Source organism: Marinobacter sp., assembly GCF_965229985.1.
Taxonomy (GTDB): domain Bacteria; phylum Pseudomonadota; class Gammaproteobacteria; order Pseudomonadales; family Oleiphilaceae; genus Marinobacter.
Genome location: NZ_OZ245935.1, coordinates 3,079,244 through 3,098,448, shown reverse-complemented (window position 1 = coordinate 3,098,448; position 19,205 = coordinate 3,079,244). Strand labels below are relative to the sequence as shown.

The 19,205-nt window shown below is 59.4% G+C and carries 17 protein-coding genes; 8 read left to right on the top strand and 9 right to left on the bottom strand.

Annotation, left to right across the window (positions count from 1 at the left end):
* On the top strand, positions 1 to 372 hold the full coding sequence (locus ACO06L_RS14095; RefSeq protein WP_064229446.1) for a VOC family protein: 372 nt from the start codon (positions 1 to 3) through the stop codon (positions 370 to 372).
* A gap of 41 nt (positions 373 to 413) precedes the next feature.
* Here the strand turns inward: ACO06L_RS14095 and ACO06L_RS14090 are convergent, their stop codons facing one another.
* The 3 genes from ACO06L_RS14090 to ptsP are packed head-to-tail and all read right to left on the bottom strand — an operon-like array spanning position 414 to position 5,970.
* Positions 414 to 2,177, bottom strand: a complete 1,764-nt coding sequence (locus tag ACO06L_RS14090; RefSeq protein WP_202346251.1) for a PTS fructose-like transporter subunit IIB — start codon at positions 2,175 to 2,177, stop codon at positions 414 to 416.
* A complete protein-coding gene (pfkB, locus tag ACO06L_RS14085) occupies positions 2,174 to 3,139 on the bottom strand; it encodes a 1-phosphofructokinase (RefSeq protein WP_202346250.1) in 966 nt (321 codons plus the stop codon). The genes ACO06L_RS14090 and pfkB overlap by 4 nt, the downstream gene beginning before the upstream one ends.
* Positions 3,139 to 5,970, bottom strand: coding sequence for a phosphoenolpyruvate--protein phosphotransferase (ptsP, locus tag ACO06L_RS14080; protein WP_202346249.1), 2,832 nt, complete (start codon positions 5,968 to 5,970; stop codon positions 3,139 to 3,141). The genes pfkB and ptsP overlap by 1 nt, the downstream gene beginning before the upstream one ends.
* 152 nt (positions 5,971 to 6,122) lie before the next feature.
* Here ptsP and cra point away from each other — a divergent pair, with 152 nt between their 5' ends.
* Complete coding sequence (gene cra / locus ACO06L_RS14075) at positions 6,123 to 7,157, top strand: catabolite repressor/activator (RefSeq protein ID WP_202346248.1); 1,035 nt, start codon at positions 6,123 to 6,125, stop codon at positions 7,155 to 7,157.
* Here cra and ACO06L_RS14070 read toward each other — a convergent pair.
* From ACO06L_RS14070 to ACO06L_RS14060, 3 genes are read right to left on the bottom strand one after another with little or no spacing between them, the layout of a single operon-like run.
* Positions 7,078 to 9,375 (bottom strand): ATP-dependent DNA helicase, encoded by a 2,298-nt coding sequence (locus ACO06L_RS14070; protein WP_202346247.1) that lies wholly within the window; start codon positions 9,373 to 9,375, stop codon positions 7,078 to 7,080. The two genes, cra and ACO06L_RS14070, sit on opposite strands and share 80 nt — an antisense overlap.
* Positions 9,372 to 11,081, bottom strand: coding sequence for a VRR-NUC domain-containing protein (locus ACO06L_RS14065; RefSeq protein WP_202346246.1), 1,710 nt, complete (start codon positions 11,079 to 11,081; stop codon positions 9,372 to 9,374). Before ACO06L_RS14065 ends, ACO06L_RS14070 begins: the two co-directional genes overlap by 4 nt.
* Before the next feature lie 28 nt (positions 11,082 to 11,109).
* On the bottom strand, positions 11,110 to 11,844 hold the full coding sequence (locus tag ACO06L_RS14060; RefSeq protein ID WP_421845846.1) for a polysaccharide deacetylase family protein: 735 nt from the start codon (positions 11,842 to 11,844) through the stop codon (positions 11,110 to 11,112).
* A 461-nt stretch (positions 11,845 to 12,305) separates the two neighbouring features.
* Between ACO06L_RS14060 and ACO06L_RS14055 the strand changes: the two genes are divergently transcribed.
* From ACO06L_RS14055 to folM, 5 genes are all read left to right on the top strand, one after another.
* Entirely contained in the window at positions 12,306 to 13,292 is a 987-nt protein-coding gene (locus ACO06L_RS14055; protein WP_064229452.1) for a TRAP transporter substrate-binding protein, read from the top strand.
* A gap of 58 nt (positions 13,293 to 13,350) precedes the next feature.
* On the top strand, positions 13,351 to 13,842 hold the full coding sequence (locus ACO06L_RS14050; protein WP_064229453.1) for a TRAP transporter small permease: 492 nt from the start codon (positions 13,351 to 13,353) through the stop codon (positions 13,840 to 13,842).
* 1 nt (position 13,843) lies between these two features.
* A complete protein-coding gene (locus ACO06L_RS14045) occupies positions 13,844 to 15,124 on the top strand; it encodes a TRAP transporter large permease (protein WP_064229454.1) in 1,281 nt (426 codons plus the stop codon).
* A 247-nt stretch (positions 15,125 to 15,371) separates the two neighbouring features.
* A complete protein-coding gene (locus ACO06L_RS14040; protein ID WP_104321034.1) occupies positions 15,372 to 16,298 on the top strand; it encodes a LysR family transcriptional regulator in 927 nt (308 codons plus the stop codon).
* An 11-nt stretch (positions 16,299 to 16,309) separates the two neighbouring features.
* Positions 16,310 to 17,017, top strand: coding sequence for a dihydromonapterin reductase (folM, locus tag ACO06L_RS14035; RefSeq protein ID WP_202346244.1), 708 nt, complete (start codon positions 16,310 to 16,312; stop codon positions 17,015 to 17,017).
* 5 nt (positions 17,018 to 17,022) lie between these two features.
* On the opposite strand, the gene ACO06L_RS14030 is transcribed toward folM, so the two are convergent.
* Together ACO06L_RS14030 and ACO06L_RS14025 are read right to left on the bottom strand one after the other, a co-directional pair.
* Positions 17,023 to 17,463, bottom strand: a complete 441-nt coding sequence (locus tag ACO06L_RS14030; RefSeq protein WP_202346243.1) for a DUF4864 domain-containing protein — start codon at positions 17,461 to 17,463, stop codon at positions 17,023 to 17,025.
* Between the two features lie 83 nt (positions 17,464 to 17,546).
* Positions 17,547 to 17,978, bottom strand: a complete 432-nt coding sequence (locus tag ACO06L_RS14025; protein WP_202346242.1) for a hypothetical protein — start codon at positions 17,976 to 17,978, stop codon at positions 17,547 to 17,549.
* Between the two features lie 77 nt (positions 17,979 to 18,055).
* Between ACO06L_RS14025 and ACO06L_RS14020 the strand changes: the two genes are divergently transcribed.
* Entirely contained in the window at positions 18,056 to 18,346 is a 291-nt protein-coding gene (locus ACO06L_RS14020) for a DUF6482 family protein (protein ID WP_202346241.1), read from the top strand.
* Positions 18,347 to 18,403: 57 nt separating this feature from the next.
* On the opposite strand, the gene ACO06L_RS14015 is transcribed toward ACO06L_RS14020, so the two are convergent.
* Entirely contained in the window at positions 18,404 to 19,189 is a 786-nt protein-coding gene (locus ACO06L_RS14015) for an SDR family NAD(P)-dependent oxidoreductase (protein WP_064229460.1), read from the bottom strand.
* Positions 19,190 to 19,205 lie beyond the last annotated feature (16 nt).

Sequence of the window (19,205 nt, the reverse complement as noted above, 5' to 3'; positions counted from 1 at the left end):
ATGATCGGATACGTCACCCTTGGCGTCAGTGATATGGAACGAGCAAAGGCATTCTATGCTGAATTGTTGAGTGACCAGGGGGCCAAGCTGCTTCTGGACATGGGCCGTATCGCCTTTATCGGCAAGCGAATGAGCGAGCCCATGATCGCCGTTTGCGTTCCCTTCAACGAAGAGCCCAACCATCCCGGCAACGGCAATATGGTCGCCCTTCCTGCGGGTTCCAAAGAAGGCGTGAATGCCATGTACAAGAAAGCGATCGAGCTTGGTGCTACCTGCGACGGTGAGCCCGGGCAGAGAATTCCGGACCAGTTTTACGGCGCCTATGTGAAAGACCCGGACGGCAACAAGCTGGCGTTTTTTGTATTCGGTTGATTAATTGCGGCCCTCAGACGAGGGCCGCAGTTTTTACATTTTCAGCTTACCGCTGTCGCCACTTCCGCCTTGCCGGTTTTCAGCAACGCGTAACCGAAACCGATCACCAGTGATCCCACGGTAATCGCAATCAGGTAGGGCAATACGGTACTAACCGCGTTCGGAATGGCAAGCACAAACAGCCCGCCATGGGGTGCCATCAGCTTGACGGTGAACAGCATCGACAGGGCACCGGTAATTGCGCCACCGATCATGCACACCGGAATTACCCGCAACGGATCCTTCGCCATAAAGGGTATCGCTCCTTCCGAGATAAAGCACAAACCCAACACGAAGGACGCCCGTCCGGCCTGGCGTTCCGCCTCTGCAAACTTACGCCGGGCGATGAACGACGCCACACCCATGCCGATCGCCGGCACCATTCCTGCCGCCATGATGGCCGCCATCGGTGCCGAGCCGCCGCTGCCCTCTGAAAGCAGACCCACGCCGAAGGTATAGGCCGCCTTGTTGACAGGCCCTCCCAGATCAAAGCACATCATGGCACCGAGAATGCCACCAAGCAGGATCGCATTGGTCGTTCCCATACTTTCGAGGAAACCGGTCAGGGCGCCCATGATGGCGGCCATGGGCTCTCCGATCACATAGATCATCCCCAGGCCCGTCACCAGACTGGCCAGCAAGGGAATAATGAGGATCGGCTTCAGCGATTCGATGCTCTCTGGCATCGGCAGTTTCTGGCTGATAAAGCGCGCGACATAGCCAGCCAGGAAACCCGCCACAATACCGCCGAGGAACCCGGCTCCCAACTCACCCGCCAGAAACCCACCGATCATGCCCGGCGCCAGGCCGGGACGGTCGGCAATCGACCAGGCGATGTACCCGGCCAGCAATGGAATCATCAGCTTGAACGCGGTACCGCCACCAATCTGCATCAGGGCGGCAGCCAGCGTGCCTTCTTCCTGAAACGCTTCAATTCCGAATACGAAGGACAGGGCGATCAGCAAACCGCCAGCAACCACCATGGGCAGCATGAAGGACACGCCGGTGAGCAGGTGCTTATAGGGCCCCCGCTTTTCGCCGCTTCCGGCACCACTGGTAGCTTTCTGCTGGCCGCCTTCAAAAACCACGGCCTCGACCAGGGCATCACGGATGGTATCGGCTGGTTTTTTCAGGGCCGCACCGGTCGAGGTCCGCCAGACCCGCTTGCCGGCAAAGCGTCCCGGGTCCACCTCAATGTCACAGGCCAGGATCACCACGTCGGCAGCAGCGATTTCTTCGGCAGTTAGAGGATCCTGCGCGCCAACTGAGCCCTGGGTTTCCACCCGGATCTTGTGGCCAGCGGATTCCGTCGCGGCGATCAGTGCCTCCGCCGCCATAAAGGTATGGGCGACGCCAGTGGGACAGGCAGTAACGGCAACAATCCGCTTACCCACCGAGGCACTGCCGACAGCGGAACTGGTTGCTGCAGATTCCTGACTGGCCATTGCCGGGTCCCAGGGTGTGGCTTCTGCCTGTGCCCTGGTCAGGATGGCGTCGGGATCTGGTAGGGCGGCGGTGACCGGAATCTGCAGCAGGCGTTTGCCTGCATAGGCTTCCAGATCTACCGGGACACCGACCGCGGCAATAACAAGATCCGCCTGTCGGATAGCCTCTTCGCTGGGTTTGTTGTCCGCTTTACCATCCGGGCCTCGAGTGTCAGTCGTAACAGACCAGCCGCGCCGGTTCGCCGCCCGCTCAAGGGCACGTGCGGCCAGAAAACGAGTTGCCACGCCCTGGGGGCAGGCGGTCACAATAATCAGGTTCATAACGGCATCTCTCCGGTGTTGTTTTCCGCGGGCCACGGCTGCACCCGGGTTTTTTGGAGAAGGGAAGAAAAGTCCGGGGCCTCGGGGTCTCCGACACCGATGTGTTGCACGCATTCGGCAGACAAAGCGGTGGCAAACTTCAGTATTACCTCATCGGGCTGGCCCAGAAGCACACCATGAAGCATGCCCGCCAGCAGCGTATCGCCGGCGCACACGGTGCTGACCACCGAGACCGGAGGTACCTGCGATCTCAAGGTGCCGGCCGGCGACGACCACAACACGCCGTCTGCACCCATGGACACGACCACGTGGGACACGCCGCCAGCACGGATGCCGTCAACCGTAGCTGCGACTGAGGCCAAATCCTTCAGGGGCATGCCGGCCCAGTCAGACAGCTCATCCGTGTTGGGTTTGATGGCAAAGGGTCCCGCTTTGATGCCGGCCTTCAGGCCCTCGCCACTGGTATCCAGCCAAACGGCTTTGCCGGCCCTGGAGGCCTGCTGCACCAGGGCTGCCAGTCCGGACGGCGGAAAACCATCGGGCAGACTGCCAGCGATCACCACCACGTCGCATTCCGGCAACAGCGGCGCCAGCCGGAATTCCAGGCGCTGGAGGGCATCTTCCGGCATCCGGAAACCCGGCCCGTTCAGGTCGGTCACCCGGCCACCGGCCTCGGCAATTTTGATATTGATGCGGTTCTGGCCCGGAACGCGCACAAAGCTGTCCTGCAGCCCTTCGGCGGCGAATAGGCGCTCAAAGGACGTGGCATTGGCTTCGCCCATCAGGCCGGTCACCGTGACCGAATGGCCCAGTCGCGCGAGTACACGGGCCACGTTTATGCCCTTGCCCGCCGGTTCCAGCCGGGTATTGCCGGTGCGATTGACTTCACCGACGGCAAGGGTCGGAGTTTCAACGCTGAGATCCAGGGCCGGGTTCAGAGTGATTGTGAGGATATTGGCCATCACCAGGCCTCCAGGGCATCACGCACCTCGGCCGCCGTTGCCAGGGACAGGGCCTTTTCAGCCTGCCGACGAGCGGTTTCAAGGTTTAGGCCACGAATACAGGCCTTGACCAGGGGTACCCGACGGCTGGTCACAGACAGCTCGTCCACCTCCAGCCCGACCAGTACCGGAATGGCCTGGGGGTCGGACGCAAGCTCACCGCATACCCCGACCCAGCGATTGTGGGCATGAGCGGCTTCCACGGTCATCCGGATCAGCCGCAATACCGAGGGGTGCAGTCCATCCGATTCCGCCGACAGCTGTCCGTGGCCACGGTCGATGGCCAGGGTGTATTGGGTCAGGTCATTGGTGCCGACCGAGAAGAAGTCCACCTCGGGCGCCAGGGTCGACGCCAGCAAGGCACAGGAGGGCACTTCTATCATCACGCCAACCTGAACATCGCTGGCGGCCACCTCCGCCTGCACTTGGGAGACAATTGCCCTGGCAGCCCGGAACTCTTCTACATCCTTGACCATAGGGAACATGATGCGCAGGGGCCGGTCGCCAGCGGCAGTCAGCAGCGCCCGCACCTGGGTTTCCAGGATGTCCGGCCGGGTCAGTGACAGCCGGATACCACGCATGCCCAGAAACGGGTTGTCTTCCTGGGGCAACGGCCAGTAATCCAAGGGCTTGTCGCCGCCCACGTCCAGGGTACGGGCCACCAGGGGCAGGCCGTTCAGGGCGTCAAACGCGTGTTGGTATTCACTGACCTGGGTGGCCAGATCCGGCGCTTCCGGATGGGCCATGAAAATGAACTCGGTACGAAGCAGGCCAACACCGTCGGCGCCCCTTTCCACGGCATCCGGGGTGTGTGCGGTGTTGCCGAGATTGGCGCAGACTTCGATGGTATGGCCATCTTCGGTAGTAGCAGGCTGATTGCGGTTTTCATGGGCTTCGGCCTGCAACGCTTCCAGTTGTTGCAAACGGCGACGGATCTTCTCGCATCGCCCGGCCCCGGGGTTCGGCACCAGGCAGCCCCGTTCGCCATCCACCACCAGATCAGAGCCATTCAGGATAGTCAGTATTCGCTCACCGGCACCCACAACCGCTGGCAGGCCCAGGGCTCGGGCCAGAATCGCACTGTGGGACGTCGCTCCCCCGCGGGCTGTGACCAGGCCGCGCACCCGGGTGGTATCCAGCCGAGCCACATCCGACGGCCCCAGATCATCGGCCACCAGTATATAAGGGGTGTCCGGCGGCGTCGGCATGCCCACGCCACAGAGGTTGGCCAGGACCCGGCGCCCGACGTCCCGCAGATCCGCGGCGCGTTCCGCCAGCAAACGGTCAGCCAGTGCTTCCTGGGCCCGGGCCGCGGTATCTATGGCTTTCCACCAGCCTGCCTCGGCGGACGCCCCTTCGTTGATCGCTTCCAGCGTCGCCTGGTAGAGATCTTCGTCCTGTAGCATCTCCACATGCACCGAAAGAATTGGCGCGGCCTCACCACCTTCAGCTTGCCGGATCAGGGTCCGGAGCTGACCATCGGCCTCATCCATGGCCTGGTTAAGGCGCTGGATCTGCTGCTCACTGTCCGCGGCGGACTCCGGATACTCCAGCTCCGGCTGGCGCATCACAAACGCCGGCGCCAGCGCCAGCCCCGGTGACGCAGCCACGGCTTTCACCGGTTGGTCATCAGCCAACGGCTCTGAAGGCTGAACGCTGGGCTCCGCTGTTTGCTGCTCCGCCGAGCGTAACGGCGCGACCTTTTCGCCCAGACCCTCTTCGATGGCTTTGGTCAGGGAGTTAATGGCCTGCGCGGCCTCATCTCCTGTTGCCGACAGCAGAAGCGTCTGGCCCCGGCGAGCGCCCAGGCCGATCACCCGGGTGAGGCTGGTGGCGGACACCGCACTGCCGTCACCCTCCAGAAGACGAATCCGGATGCCGGCATTGTGTCGGCGGGCCTCCTGGACCAGTTGCTTCGCTGGCCTCGCATGCAGCCCGTGGGTATTAAGCAGGGTCACTTTGGCGGTGACCGCATCAGCAGCCTCACCGGACAGCCGGGCCAGCACAGCCTCGGCGCTCAGGCCATCAATGGGTTCATTACGAGCCAGGAAGTTATCAATGCGATCGAGCAGGTCATGACATTCGTCACCGGGACCGGCCAGGCAGAACACGCCCCGCAGTTCCGGCGTCGCCCGCCTGGGTGTCGCCAGGGACAGGGTCGGGCGTCTGGCACCAACGGTATGATGGGTCAGCCAGAAACCCTGGCCGAGGGCCACTGGCGGCTGACCGATAATGCTGGCCAGAAACTCTGTGTCCACACAGCGCAGGCTCTGCAGGCGCGCGGCGGCAATCAGGGACAGCTCATTCGGAGTGGAAGCATCGATGCCCAGGCACAGGGTTTCGGTGTCGCATTTGGCCACCGCCGGAGCTTTGGATAGCAGGGCAACCAGCTCGGCGGCATCCGTGGCCCGGCCCAATTTTTCCGCCAGCCCGGGCTTGTCCAGCACGCGGGTCAGGTGGCGGAGAATATCCAGGTGTTCGTCAGACTGGGCCGCAATAGCCACCAGCACATGAACCCGTGCATTGTCGTGCCAGGTGATGCCTTCCGGGAACTGAAGAATGCGGATACCGGTTTTGAGAACGGCATCCCGGCTTTCCGGTGTACCGTGGGGAATGGCAATGCCGTTACCCAGTACCGTGGACGATTGCTGTTCACGGGCCTTCATTCCGGCCAGGTAATCGGGGGATGTTCGGCCAGCGGCCTCAAGATCCCGGGCTGCCTGTTGCAGTGCGTCCTGCCAGTCAGAGGCAGTGGCACCCAGTAGAACGTCATTGGCAGTCAGCGTCAGCATGATCGTTGCCTCGCTTTTTGTTTTGATACTGCGTCTTTGTTTCGATACCGCGTATCGGTTTTTGTTTGCTGAATCGTGTCAGCATGCTTAAAATCGATGATGAAACAGATATGATCAGAAATCAAGCAATCTTTTAATCGGAGCTGTCGCCCATGACCCTTGCGGAACTTGCCCGGCTTGCCGGCGTTTCAAGAACCACGGCCAGCTATGTCATCAATGGCCAGGGCGCTACACGGCGCATCAAACAGGACACCATCGAGAAAGTGCTGGCGGTGGCCAAGGCCCATGACTTTCAGGTAGATACCCAGGCGGCAGCGCTGCGGGGTGGCGCCAGCCGGACCCTCGGTTTTATCCTGCCGGATCTGGAGAACACCAGTTATGCCCGGCTGGCCAAGCTGCTTGAGCAGGGCGCGAGGGCGAGAGGCTATCAGCTCCTGATTGCCGGCTCTGATGACGACCCTGAGACCGAAAAGTCCCTGGCCCGAGCCTTGAAAGCGAGGCGCTGCGACGCGCTGATTGTCGCCAGTGCCCTGGCCCTGGACGACCCCTTCTATCCCGAACTGCAGAAAGAGGGTCTGCCGGTGGTTGCAGTCGACCGGTCCCAGTCACCGGATCAGATCCGATGCGTGGTCAGCGATAACCGTGCAGCAGCCGAAATCCTGACTCGTTCCGTGCTGGATGCGGGAACCGCCAGCATCGCCTGGCTGGATGCGGTACCGGAGATTGCCATGACCCAGGAGCGCCGGGAAGGCTTTCTGGCCGCAGCAGGTGAGGCCGGCGTCTCTTCCCTGGTGGAGAGCGGCCCACATTACGATCGTGCCTCGGGTGCCGCAATGATGCGTCGGATCCTGACTGACCATGGCCTTCCGGATGCCCTGGTTACCGCCTCTTACACGCTGCTTCAAGGGGTTCTGGATGCCCTGCTCGAACAGCCGGGCCGGCTTCCGGAGACTCTGAAAATTGCGACCTTCGGCGATGACCGACTGCTGGACTTTCTTCCACTGGCGGTGAACTCTTTGCCCCAGAATCATGAGGCCATCGCCAATGCCACGCTCGAACAGGCCCTGTCGGCTATCGCACAGAAAGGCTCCGTCGACACCACCGTGATTAACCGGTCTCTGAAGATTCGCGCCGCGGATCGTCAGAGTGGCTCTCTGCAAGCCACCAGCGAGGAAAAAACCTGTTGATGGCCGGCTGCAGAAACCGGTCATCAATCAGCCAGATCACGCCCCGGTCTTCCGGGGTACGAATTACCCGCCCGGCCGCCTGGGCAACCTTCTGCAGGCCCGGAATCAGATAGGTGTAGTCATAACCGGCGCCGAAGCGCTGTTCCAGGCGAGCCTTCAGGATTTCATGCCAGGCATCGAAAGGCGGCAAACCAAGGGTTGCAACAAAGGCCCCGATCAACTGATCCCCGGGCAGGTCAATCCCTTCACTGAACACCCCACCCAGAACGGCGAACGCCACACTGCCTTCCGGTTCCCTGAACCCTGCCAGAAAGTCCGCCCGTTGCTGGGAAGACATACCCGGCGCCTGTGCTCGCTGGGGGACATCGGGGGCCTGGTTCGCGAGGGCCTCACTGACCTGTTTCGCGTACTTGAAGCTGCTGAAAAACGCCAGGTAATGCCCGGGCCGCTCCCGGAACTGGCGGGCGATCAGCTCGGCGATGGGCTGGAGGGACGCCTCCCGGTGAACCTGTCGGGTACTGATGCCGGGCGTGAACTGAACCTGCAACTGATCCGCGCTGAACGGACTGAGCAAGGAGGTAAAGCGCGAATCCTCGGGCAGCCCCAGCAGATCCCGGTAGTAGACACCCGGGCTTAGGGTGGCGGAAAAGAGCAGCACCGAATGCGCGGCTTCAAACCGCTCTCGCAGAAAATCCGCCGGGATCAGGTTCTGGATCGTCAGACTGGCCCGTCCCCGACCGGCCCGCTGGAATTCACACAGGGAGTGATCGCCGAACGTATCCGCCAGCTTCATGAAGGCGACACTTTCAAACAGCAGTTCCTGCAGGGCCAGATCCGGTGGATGGTCGGCGAGATAATCGGTCAGATTGGAGACCATGGCCTGCAGGGCACCCAGCAATTGCGTGGGCAGTGTCTCCAGAAACTCCGGGCTCTCTGTATCAGCCTGGTGATCCCGGATCAGGCTCTGCCACGCCCGGGCTGTCCGGTCGATGGCGGATTTCAGCGGCTTCGGTGCGGTTTTTTTGATCCTCAGCAAACGCTGCTGATCCAACCGAACCGAATACATGCCCCGGCCACGGTCCACCAGGTTATGGGCCTCATCCACCAGCACGCTGGTCTTCCAGTTGTTCTGGCGAATCAAACCATGGAGCAGGGCAGATTGATCGAACAGCCGGTTCACATCACCGATCACCACATCGCTCCACCGGGCCATTTCCTGGGCCAGAAAGTAGGGGCAAATCTCGTGACCGGCGGCGATCTTCGCCAATGTGTGTTGATCCAGTGTGCCCTCGGTCTGGGCCGCTTCCGCCCGGGCATCGGGCAGCCGGTCGAAAAACCCTTTGGCCAGGGGGCAGGATTCGCCATGGCAGGCTTTGTCCGGGTGCTCGCAAGCGTCGTCTTTCGACACCAGTTCCAGGGTTCGCAGGGGCCAGTTCGAGGCCGCTTGAGCCGAACGCAGGCGCGCCAAGGCATCCATGGCCAACTGACGGGCGGTATTGCGACAGGTGAGGTAGAACAGCCGGTCCTGCCCGGCCGCTGGCATGGCCATCAACGCCGGGAACAGAGTGCCCAGGGTCTTGCCCAGACCGGTGGGGGCTTCCAGCAGCAGGGTGTCGGACTTTACCGCGTTCTTGTACACCGTCTCCGCCAGCTGGCGCTGCCGGGGGCGAAACGCTGGGAAAGGAAAAGTAAGGCCGGAGAGCAGGGAGTTGCGCTGCTCGCGGTGATGCTCTTCCTGTTCGGCCCAGGCCTTGTAATGACTACACAGGGTTTCCAGTTCCTGCCAGAGCTCTTCGGCACTGGCGGTCTCCACCACTGGCGTTTCCTTGTCCCTGCCAGTGTCGTAATAGATCAGTGCCAGCTCCAGGGTTTTCCGGTTTTCCTGCCGGCACAACAGGGCTCCGTAGGCTCGCAACTGGGCACGGTGAAGCGCCCGCTGATGCTCGCGGATTCGGGCCAGGTCGCCCCGGTGGGTCTTAATTTCTTCCAGCCGGCCACGGTGCGGGTTATAAATATCCGCGCGCCCGGAAAGCAATAACCCCAGGCATTCACCAGTCAGTAAATACTCGCTTTTGTAGCCATAGCCGCGCCGGGACTGGATGGCCTGATGGCCGGCGATGCCTTCCTCGGCACTGGGGGCCGGGGTGTAGCGGAAGTCCAGATCACCCTTGCGGGCGGCAAATTCGCAAAGGGTTCGGACGGCAACCTTCACCGTCATCCCATCACCCCATCGCCTTGCCAACGCACGTAGCAGACACTGGCGGGGATACCTTCACCGGCAAAAAATTCGAGCCAACGGATCTGGTGATCCTGCAGCCGGTCACCCGGCCCCTTCACCTCGATCATTTCATAGCGCTTTGCCGTGTCGGTGGCACCCGGAAAAAAGCGAATCAAATCCGGGAAGCCACTGCGATGCTCCCGGATATTCAACAACAGGCGACGGAACAGCTTGTCCAGATCCTCCGGCGGAATGCAATCCAGCGCCAAGCTGAGCAGTTCCTCGGTGATGACCGGCCAGATCACGAAAGGGTTGGTGGTGCCCTGCTTGGCCCGATAATTCTCCAGAATCCGGTTCCGGTAACGACCATCCGCCAGCAACCCAAAGCACTGCTCGAAGGATGCCTGGCGACGGTTTACGAAATCTTCCCGGGTCAGGTCGGCGGGGCCCACATGGAATGGATGGAAAAAGGCCCCCGGCACCGGCGCAAAGATGGTTTGCCAGCAGAGCAGGCCGAACAGTCCGTTGATCAGGGTGTTTTCCACATAGAATACGGGTGCATCGTCCTGATACAGATGGTGCTGGACGGCGTACTCCACGGATCCGATTTCCGGTTTGGGCAGGGTCAGGGTGATGTCCCGGATTGGCGGCTTCGCCGGAGGCTGTGGCGCGGTCTGGCCAAGCCGGTTCGCAAGCCGCTTCAGAATCCGCGCCAGGCCCTGGGCTTCGGCATCGCTCAGTTCCTGGTTCTGCCACTCGGAGGCAATGACCCAGGCTTCCTGGTGACGCTTCAGCCGCTCCAGCAACCGGAGCTGCTTCAACCGCGCTTCCCGATGGCCGCTGCGAGCGAAGGACTCTACCGCCAGCTCACGCTCCCCCTGACGCTCCGCCTGCCGGCCCAATTCCAGCAAGAGCCGGTCGCGCCGACTGGTTAACCAGGCATTGTCCGAAGGCCCCGGCACTTCCGGCCACACCTCAACAGCGGGTATGCCCGCGTCCAGCCACTCCCGGCACTGGTGCATGGCAATATACAGATCCACCTCTGAACGGTGCTGGAACGCCCGGGAATCCGGTGTGAAAGTGACCGGCTCGTATTGCTGATGACCCAGTTCCACCAGTACAAAATCGGACCAGCTCTGGCGAAGGTTGCCGAAAAACATCAGGCGAACCCGGTCAAACAACGCCATGGTTTTGAGCCTGACCACCGGCCTGGCGTGCTGACCGAGCCAGTCGGCGACGGTAAGAGGGTCGGGAAACTCCGGAAGCAGGGCGTCGCGCATCTGGCCTTTGGGCAGGTTGGCAGGCTCTCCGGCCGCCTTTAGCAGAGGCCCCAGAGCCGGACGCAGTTCTCCCAGCGTGAACAGGCGAAACAGCCCGTCCAGGCTGAGCATGGGATCGGTGTCCAGCCAGCCCGCGTCAGACAGTTCCGCCAGGGCCCTGTGCTCTGGTACGCCAAGCTCCGGGTACTTGAGTTTGTCCGACCGAAATAGATCGCCCGTACGCATCACCATGCGGGTCAGCAAGGCCCGGGCCGGCAGAGAAAGGGTATGAAAGCTGGCCAGTCGATCCAGCTCTTCTGCCGTCAGCAAGTCGCCGTGATGGCTCTGCACCCAGCCAAGGACGGTTTCCATGTTTTCGAGATAGTACAGCGGATTGTTCAGATCTGCGGTACCCGGTTGCGGGCTTATCGGGTTCCGTACTGCCATAGTTGCTGTGGGCGTTTTGCCTCCGGTATCAATCGTCGAAAAATGGTCTCACATAATGAAAGATCTGTCCTCTGGTGGTTAGCCACAGTTCGCTTTGCTGGGCACATCGCTTAACGATTTCTTCAAATGCCCAGGCGCCCGCAGGCCTGCCATAGCAGTGGCCGTGAACAATCACATCCAGAATCAGGGTTTCGCGATTGCTCGCCAAAAGCCTGTCCAACGTCGCTGTGAACATCTCGACAAACTGCTCGGGCGTTCTGCCAAATCGCATGGCGTGTGGCAGATCATTGAAATCGATGGTTACCGGGATCGCCATGATCGTACTGTCGGAAAACCGCTGAAGGTACGGTCGATCATCATCCAGTGCATCGCCGTGCCACTTGTAGCCATGCAGGGATAGCCTGCGCTGAACGTCCAGATCGGAGGTGATTCTGGGACTGATCCAGCCGCCAGGCTTCTGACCGGTTGCTTGCTGAATCAGCGCAGTCGATTTTTTTATATTGTCTTCGATCTGCTGTTCATTCAGATACGGGAAAAGCATGTTCTGGCCATAGCTGTGGCCGATGATCTCATGCCCATAGTCAAAGCGTTTTTTGAGCTCAGCCGAACAGTGTTCTGCAACCAGACCGGAGGTAAACACACTGGTGGCCACGCCGTAGCTTTCCGCAATATCAAACAGCCTTTTCGCGCCCACATTGGCGTTATAACGACCATAACTGTCGGCGTTTGGGTCTACCATATCACCGGCCAGAACATTGCCCATGGGGTTCACACTGGAACACGAATCCGGCGTCCACATTTCAAAAGCGATATTAAAATTAATCGCCAATCGTTTGTTTTCGGGCCATAAAAAATCTTTTTCCAGGCGCTCTATTTCACACGACACTTCCTGGCTCATTGCTTTTTCCTTTTATTAATTAATAACGAACCCCATTAAATAAATAATCAGCTCACAAATAAATAATATGATTTATCAGTTTTTGCAAATTCAATTATATTCAGGTTGTTATGAATGGAATTCAGGAAGGTGTCTTTTTAATTTTATTCACAAATGACTGAATAATATTAAATTTGCGCTTTTGTTTTTCTTACCCTAGATTATTTTTTACCGATCAAAATCGGAGCAAATAAACACAAATAAATTTGGCACAACCTGCCTGACTGGAAAGGGGATACCATCAAGACAAAACACCTTCCCAGTTTGATTTACATCGGAGAAAAACAATGAAACTCATGAATCGTAAATTGATCGCCGCCGCCCTCCTGGCCAGCGCCGCCACGTTGAGCCAGGCCCAGACAACCATCAAGCTCGGCTGGACCACGGCTGACAGTAAAGTCGACCCCTACGCAATCGCCGCCCACTACTTTGCGGAAGAGCTCGAGGCCGCCGCACCGGGCGAATTCAACGTTCAGTTCTACCCCAACCACCAACTCGGCAACGACACCGCGATGCTGCAAGCCATGCAGTTCGGAACCATGGACGCAGGTGTGATTACGGGAACCCAGGTCGGTACTCTGGAGTCTGCATTCCAGCTCAACGATCTGCCCTTTCTGTATGCCAACAACCAGCAGGCACACAAAGTCCTGGATGGCGAAGTCGGCCAGACACTGCTTGCCAAGCTGGACGCCAAAGGCATTATCGGGCTTGGTTTTCCGGAAGCCGGCTTCCGGCACACCATTAACAACGAGCGCCCAATCCGTACACCGGAGGATTTCAACGGCGTGAAGTTGCGGGTTCAGCCCAGCGATCTGTTCATTGCCAGCTTCCGCGCCATAGGTGCAAACCCGGTACCCATGGCCTGGAGTGATGTCTTTACCGCGGTACAACAGGGCACGGTCGACGGGCTGGAAATCCCGCTGCCTGTTATCTTTGCCAACAAGTACCCGGAAGTAACCGACTATCTGTCCCTGACAAGTCATACCTACAACGCCCTGGCCCTGCTGATGTCCAAGCAGACCTTCAACAAGCTTTCTCCGGAAACCCAGGAACTGGTTCATCAGGCCGCCAAGCGGGCCATTGATCGCCAGCGCGAGACCGTTGCGTCCAATAACGGTGCGGTTCTTGACCAGATCGAGGCGGCGGGTATGACGGTCAATGAGGTCGACGATGTGGAGGCGTTCCGGAGCAAGGTTGCCAACGTCTACGACGAATACCGCAGCAAGATTGGCGCGGATATTCTCGACATGGCCCTGGAGCAGGTGGCCGAGTAACGCCACCTGTCCTGGAACACCCCGAATCTATCGGGACTTCTGACCGGGAACCGTTTGGATGTATCAGTACCTGGATAAATTTGGAAACGCCCTGGCCCTGGGATCCCAGGCTGTCGGAGTGGTGACTGCTCTGGCCATGATCGGCAGCCTGCTACTGGGTGTCTTCTACCGTTACGTACTCGGTGATGCGCTGGTGTGGAGCGATGAAGTCGCAGCTCTGGCATTTACCTGGACGGTCTTCCTGTTTGCCAGCGCGCTGGTCCGCACCGGGGGCCATGTTCGGGTAACCCTGCTGGTCGACTCGCTACCGGCGCTTCTCGGTGAACTGGTGGAACGAAGCATCATGGTGCTGATCATCGGCTTCGGGCTGGTAATGCTCTGGACCGGCTGGAACTTCGCGGAGTTCACCGCCGGCCAGGTATCGCCCGCTATCCGCTATCCAGTCTGGGTCAAGAATGCAGCGGTTCCTGTCGGAGGCGCGCTGATCAGTATTCATGCCCTGATTCTTCTTGTCCGGCCACGGCCGATCCACAAATCCTCGGAGCATTAATATGGGTGAGATTGGCCTGGTCATGATAATTGGCCTGATTGTTCTTCTGGCCCTCGGTGTACCCATTGCATTCACAATCGGCTTGCTGGCGGCTGTGGGCATCTGGATGGCCGATGTGAATCCGATGATTCTGCCCCAGCAATTCATTGCCGGAAGCAGCGTCACGAGCCTACTCGCCATTCCCGGTTTTATCCTGGCAGGTGAGGTGATGAGTGCAGGCGGCCTGTCCCGGCGGCTGGTGCGAGTCGCTGAAACCTTCTTCGGGCATCTGACTGGCGGCCTCTCAATGTCGACAGTGGCTGCAGGAACCTTCTTTGGCGCAATCTCCGGGTCCGCCCCCGCTACCACAGCGGCCGTCGGCTCAATCATGATCGATGAGCTGGAAGACCGGGGCTACCAGCGCGGGTATGCCGCGGCACTTGCGACCGCAGTGGGGCCGCTGGGACAAATGATTCCGCCTTCTATCCCGATGGTTATCTGGGGTGTACTGGCGGAGGAATCCATCGCCAAGCTCTTCCTTGCTGGCATCATTCCCGGTCTTATTGCCGCCGCCGGTTTCTGTGTAGTAAGTGTCCTTTACGCCCGGCATCACGGCGTCGCAAAGGAAAAGCGGGCCACCGGCAAAGAATTCCTGTTCGCTCTGAAGGATGGCATCTGGGCCCTGCTTGCCCCGGTTGTCATACTTGGAGGCATCTACAGCGGCATGTTCACTCCCACCGAAGCCGCTATGGTCGGTGTCCTATACAGCGCCATTGTCGGCCTGTTTCTGTACCGCGATCTAGACTGGAGGAAAATGCCCTCTATCCTGATGAGCTCTATGAGAACGACCGCCGTTATCATGTTCATCGTTGCAGTGGCTTACGGGTTCGCCTGGGTCATGGCCAGTGAACAGATTCCGGCCCAGCTCACCCAGGCGCTGCTTGCGCTCACGGACAACCCGATCATCCTGCTACTGATCGTCAATATCATGTTGCTGCTGCTGGGCGCCGTGATGGACAACATCTCCGCTATGGTCATTCTCAGTGGCGTCCTTATAGGGCTGGGCCAGCAGATCGGTCTGGATCCGATCCAGTTGGGGGCCATGGTGGTCATCAACTTTGCCGTTGGCATGGTGACGCCACCGGTGGGCTATTCCATTTTTGTCGCCTCCAGCATCAGCGGGCTGCGCGTGGAGACTGTCGCGCGCCATATCTGGCCCTTCATGCTGGTTCTGCTTGGCGTGGTGGCACTGGTGGCCTATGTCCCGGCCATTACCCTCTGGCTGCCCGCAACCTTCGGCTGAACCCGGGCCATTGTGGTGGCCTGCTTCCGGAATCTCTGCACGTAACCGCTCCTCTCAACCCGGTGCCTGGTAACAGGGCACCGGCTTCCCTCTGATTGCCAACACCTCTGAATCTGGCGCAAATTTGCCGGGTCTGCGAGACTTGTCAGATGCCTCTGGCACTCAACGGCCGGCCTGAAGCGCGACAGCGCTGCCAGGAGGACGTTGCGATAACAATAATGACGGCAAGCTGCGAGAATTAATAAATATGGTGAATTTACGCGATTTTGATCTTAATTTGCTGGTAATTTTCACCAACATCATGGAACAACGCTCGATATCAAAAGTGGCCAATGAGCTTGGGCTCTCCCCCTCGGCCGTCAGCCACGCACTCGCGCGATTGCGCCTGATGCTCAATGACCAGCTGTTTTACCGCACCGCCAAGGGGCTGGAACCCACCGAAAGAGCCAAAGAACTCATTGTCCAGGTGGAAGACGGCCTGTCGTACCTGTCCAGCGCGATCAGTGCCCAGCAGCAATTTGTGCCAGCCGAGTCAAAGCGCGTGTTCAGCATGCAGGTGGCCAATTATATCTCCGGCTTTTTCCTGCCAAGTTTTTCGCGGCGGATTCGTGAAGAAGCGCCGAATATCACCATCGATATTCTGCCGTTCTCGATTTCCACCGAGAGCTCCGAGTGGGACCGGGTAGACGCCCAGATTCGTTTGACCCCCGGTCGGCTCAAGCCCAAAGCCGTCCGTAGTAAACGGCTTATGGCCGATGACGTTGTGGTGCTGATGCGACCAGACCATCCCGCCGCGTCGGAGCCGATGACCCCTGAACTATATGCCAGGTTGCCCCATGTAAAACTCTCCCAGGCGTCCACGGGTACAACGGTGATTGATGACGCCCTGGCCGGGCGTGGTTTTGAACGACATTCTGCGTTGATTGTGTCCAGCTGGGACGCCATTCCCGATATCCTGCTGAAAACAGATCTGATTGCCATAGCGCCACAGCGCCTGCTGGCCCTGGATCCGCGCCTCAAACATCTCAAAGCCGCCCCGCTGCCACTGGAGGAGGTGGTGTTCTCCTTTGACCTTTGCTGGGATCAGAACTCGGAGAAAGAATCCGGTCATAAATGGCTCTGCGAGACGATTATTGACGTATTCAATTCGGAGATTAAGCAGATTGAACCCTGATTGGAGATGTCATGACCGCACCTATTCTGATCACCGGCGCCGGCCAGAGAATCGGCCTGGCCTTCGCCAGAGCCTGCCTTGATCGTGGCCAGCCCATCATCGTTACCTACCGCACCTATCGCCCGGCCATCGATGCACTGCAGAAAGCGGGTGCCGAATGTCTCCACGCGGATTTTGCCACCGACGAAGGCATTGATGGCTTCATCGAGGCCCTGAAAGCGCGGACGGACAAACTCCGCGCGATTGTCCACAATGCCTCGGACTGGTTACCGGAGAGCGAGGACTCGGAGCCGGCAGACGTGATGAACGCCATGATGCAGATCCACGTGATGACGCCGTACCGGATCAACCTCGCGTGCCGATCAATGCTGGAGCAGGGTGATTCGACAACCGATATCATCCACATGACGGACTATGTGGTGGAAAAGGGCAGCGCAAAGCATATCGCCTATGCCGCCAGCAAAGCGGCTCTGGCCAATCTGACCCTTTCGTTCTCAAGGTTGCTGGCGCCGAAAGTGAAGGTGAACGCGGTTGCCCCCTCCCTGATCATGTTCAACCAGGGCGACAGCGAGGCCTACCGGGAAAAAACCCTGAAAAAATCATTGCTGGGCATCGAGCCCGGGACCGAGGTCGCTGTCGCTACACTGCAGTTCCTGCTGGACAATCCCTACATCACGGGCAGGACCCTGCCCCTGGACGGCGGGCGGCACCTGGCCTGAGCCCGTTAAATGCCCAGCTCGGCCGGCTGGAGTCTCACGCCGGCCACCTTCCAGGCGCCTTCCGTCAACACCATCCGGTAATAGGCGTCCCACCGCTTGCCTTCCGGTCCCTGCAACCGCACCACCTGGATTTCAAAGGCGCCATGGGGCACGCGCTGGGTAAATTCGATGGCCGTGGCATTGTGCACAGCCGGGTAGGCTTCGCGAACCATATCCACGAACACCTGGGACGACCCGAATCGACGCTTGATGCCCTCGGAGGCGTGGGCCCAGGCCTGCTCCTCGTCGTTGTTGGCAAAGGCTTCGATCTGGCGAAGGATGGTGTCGCGGATTTCCGCATCTTTGTCGCTGGCTACAGACTGTGAGGACCCGAGGATGGCCAGCCCCATAAAAGTCAGAAGAACGGGAATCAGCCACTTTCCGAATATGATGTTTTGGTGACCCATGATGGCACCTCTCTATTGTTCATCTTTTAAACAATACGGCCGGAACAGGGCTCCGGATTCGCGTTTCGGCAGGGGGATTCATCTTACCGGCTGCCCTTCTCCGGCCAGATGATCTTCATCAGTGCCCGACGCTTCGGATCGGGAAAGGCAATGGCGTTGTCAGACCTGGCGATGGCAAGGACTTCTCCGAGCATGCGGAACAGGTCAATGTTCTCGTGAACACAGCGGGGAATGGCCTGCTCCCGAAGAAAACTCAGATACCGATCCAGATTGTCTTCATCCGACCGCCAGTGATCACCAAAGGCATTCCGGAACAACGCACGGGTGGCAATGGCACGCCACTCGTCCCGATACCCCGTCTTGAGCCGTTCCGGGTATACATACAGGTCCTTGATTTCCTGATTGATTTCTACTGCCGGGCGATCCGGGGGGAAAAGTATTCTCATGGCCAAAAGGTCGTAGTTGTCATCCAACTGCTCGTCCACGGCGGCTTTGACCAAACCAATCCTGCTCATGATTGCTCGTTTATTGACCTGTTTGGCTGTGTGTTCCGTAACCTTCATTACGACAACGAGCCCGCGGGAGACTTCCGATGCACATGGATACTGGCGAACTGAAAAGCCACAAACACGACACCATTTCCTTGCTGGAGATCGTCTCCATGGAGGGGCGCTATGACATGGCGAGGTTCTATCTGGATGGTCAGGGCTATGTTCTGACCGATCCCCACGACAAGCCGGTTCTGTTTTCAGGTGCCTGCGCGGTACGGGAATACTTTCACGATTATCAGGTAGCCAGCACCGAAGTGATTCCGCCTACCGGTACCGACGAAATGATCGGTATGCCGGACAGCAGCGGCGAAACCATGAGGGTTCCCCTTTAAGCATGCGGGTTACCCTTCAAGATAGGGGTTTAAGGCAAGGATCCACTTCGCCAGCCGTCAGCTTCCGGCAAACGACAAGGAATCCACCAGATCGGCGCCGTTGAAAACGGCACCGTGAAAATCACTCTCCGGAACCTGGTTCAGCGTGAACGCCAACGCACTGGCGGCTTGCTCGGCGGTCAGGCAGTCCCCGGACGCCAGGCGCCTGTTCAGCCATTCCGCATGGGGAAGGTTCATTTCACCCGCCTTATGGATATGGCTCCTGATTCCGGGAGTATCCACCAGCCCCGGCTGGAACAGACTCACCACCGGTCCGTCCGACATGGTGTCGAATTCCACGGACATCTGGCGCACCAGCCGACGCAACGCCATTTTGCTGATCCCGTAACTGCCGGTTCCCGGCTGGGCGTGCTTGTCCATACCCGCACCAATCATGACAATCCTCGACGCGGGATCGCCGCCTTTGAGCACCGGCAGCAACGACTGGGTGAGCAGCATCGGGGCAGACACGTTCACGGCCAGCGCTTCCTGAAAATCAATCAGGCCAAGGCTGGCGAAATCCGCGGCCGGTTCACCCACGCCGGCACAATAGACAAAGGCTGAAAGGTGATCGACCGCATCACTCACCTGGTGGGCCAGATCGCGGGTACTGCCCGGATCCGCCAGATCGACGCCCAGTGTCATCACTTCACAGTCAGGTGCCTCGGCGCGAAGTGTTTCCGCCACCTCCTCCAGCTTCGCCAGGGTCCGGCCGGCAAGAATCAGGTTATGGCCCCGGGCGGCAAGCTCCAGAGCGAGGGCCCGGCCAATGCCCGAACCGGCGCCGGTGATCAGTGTCCACATAATGCGTCTCTCCTGC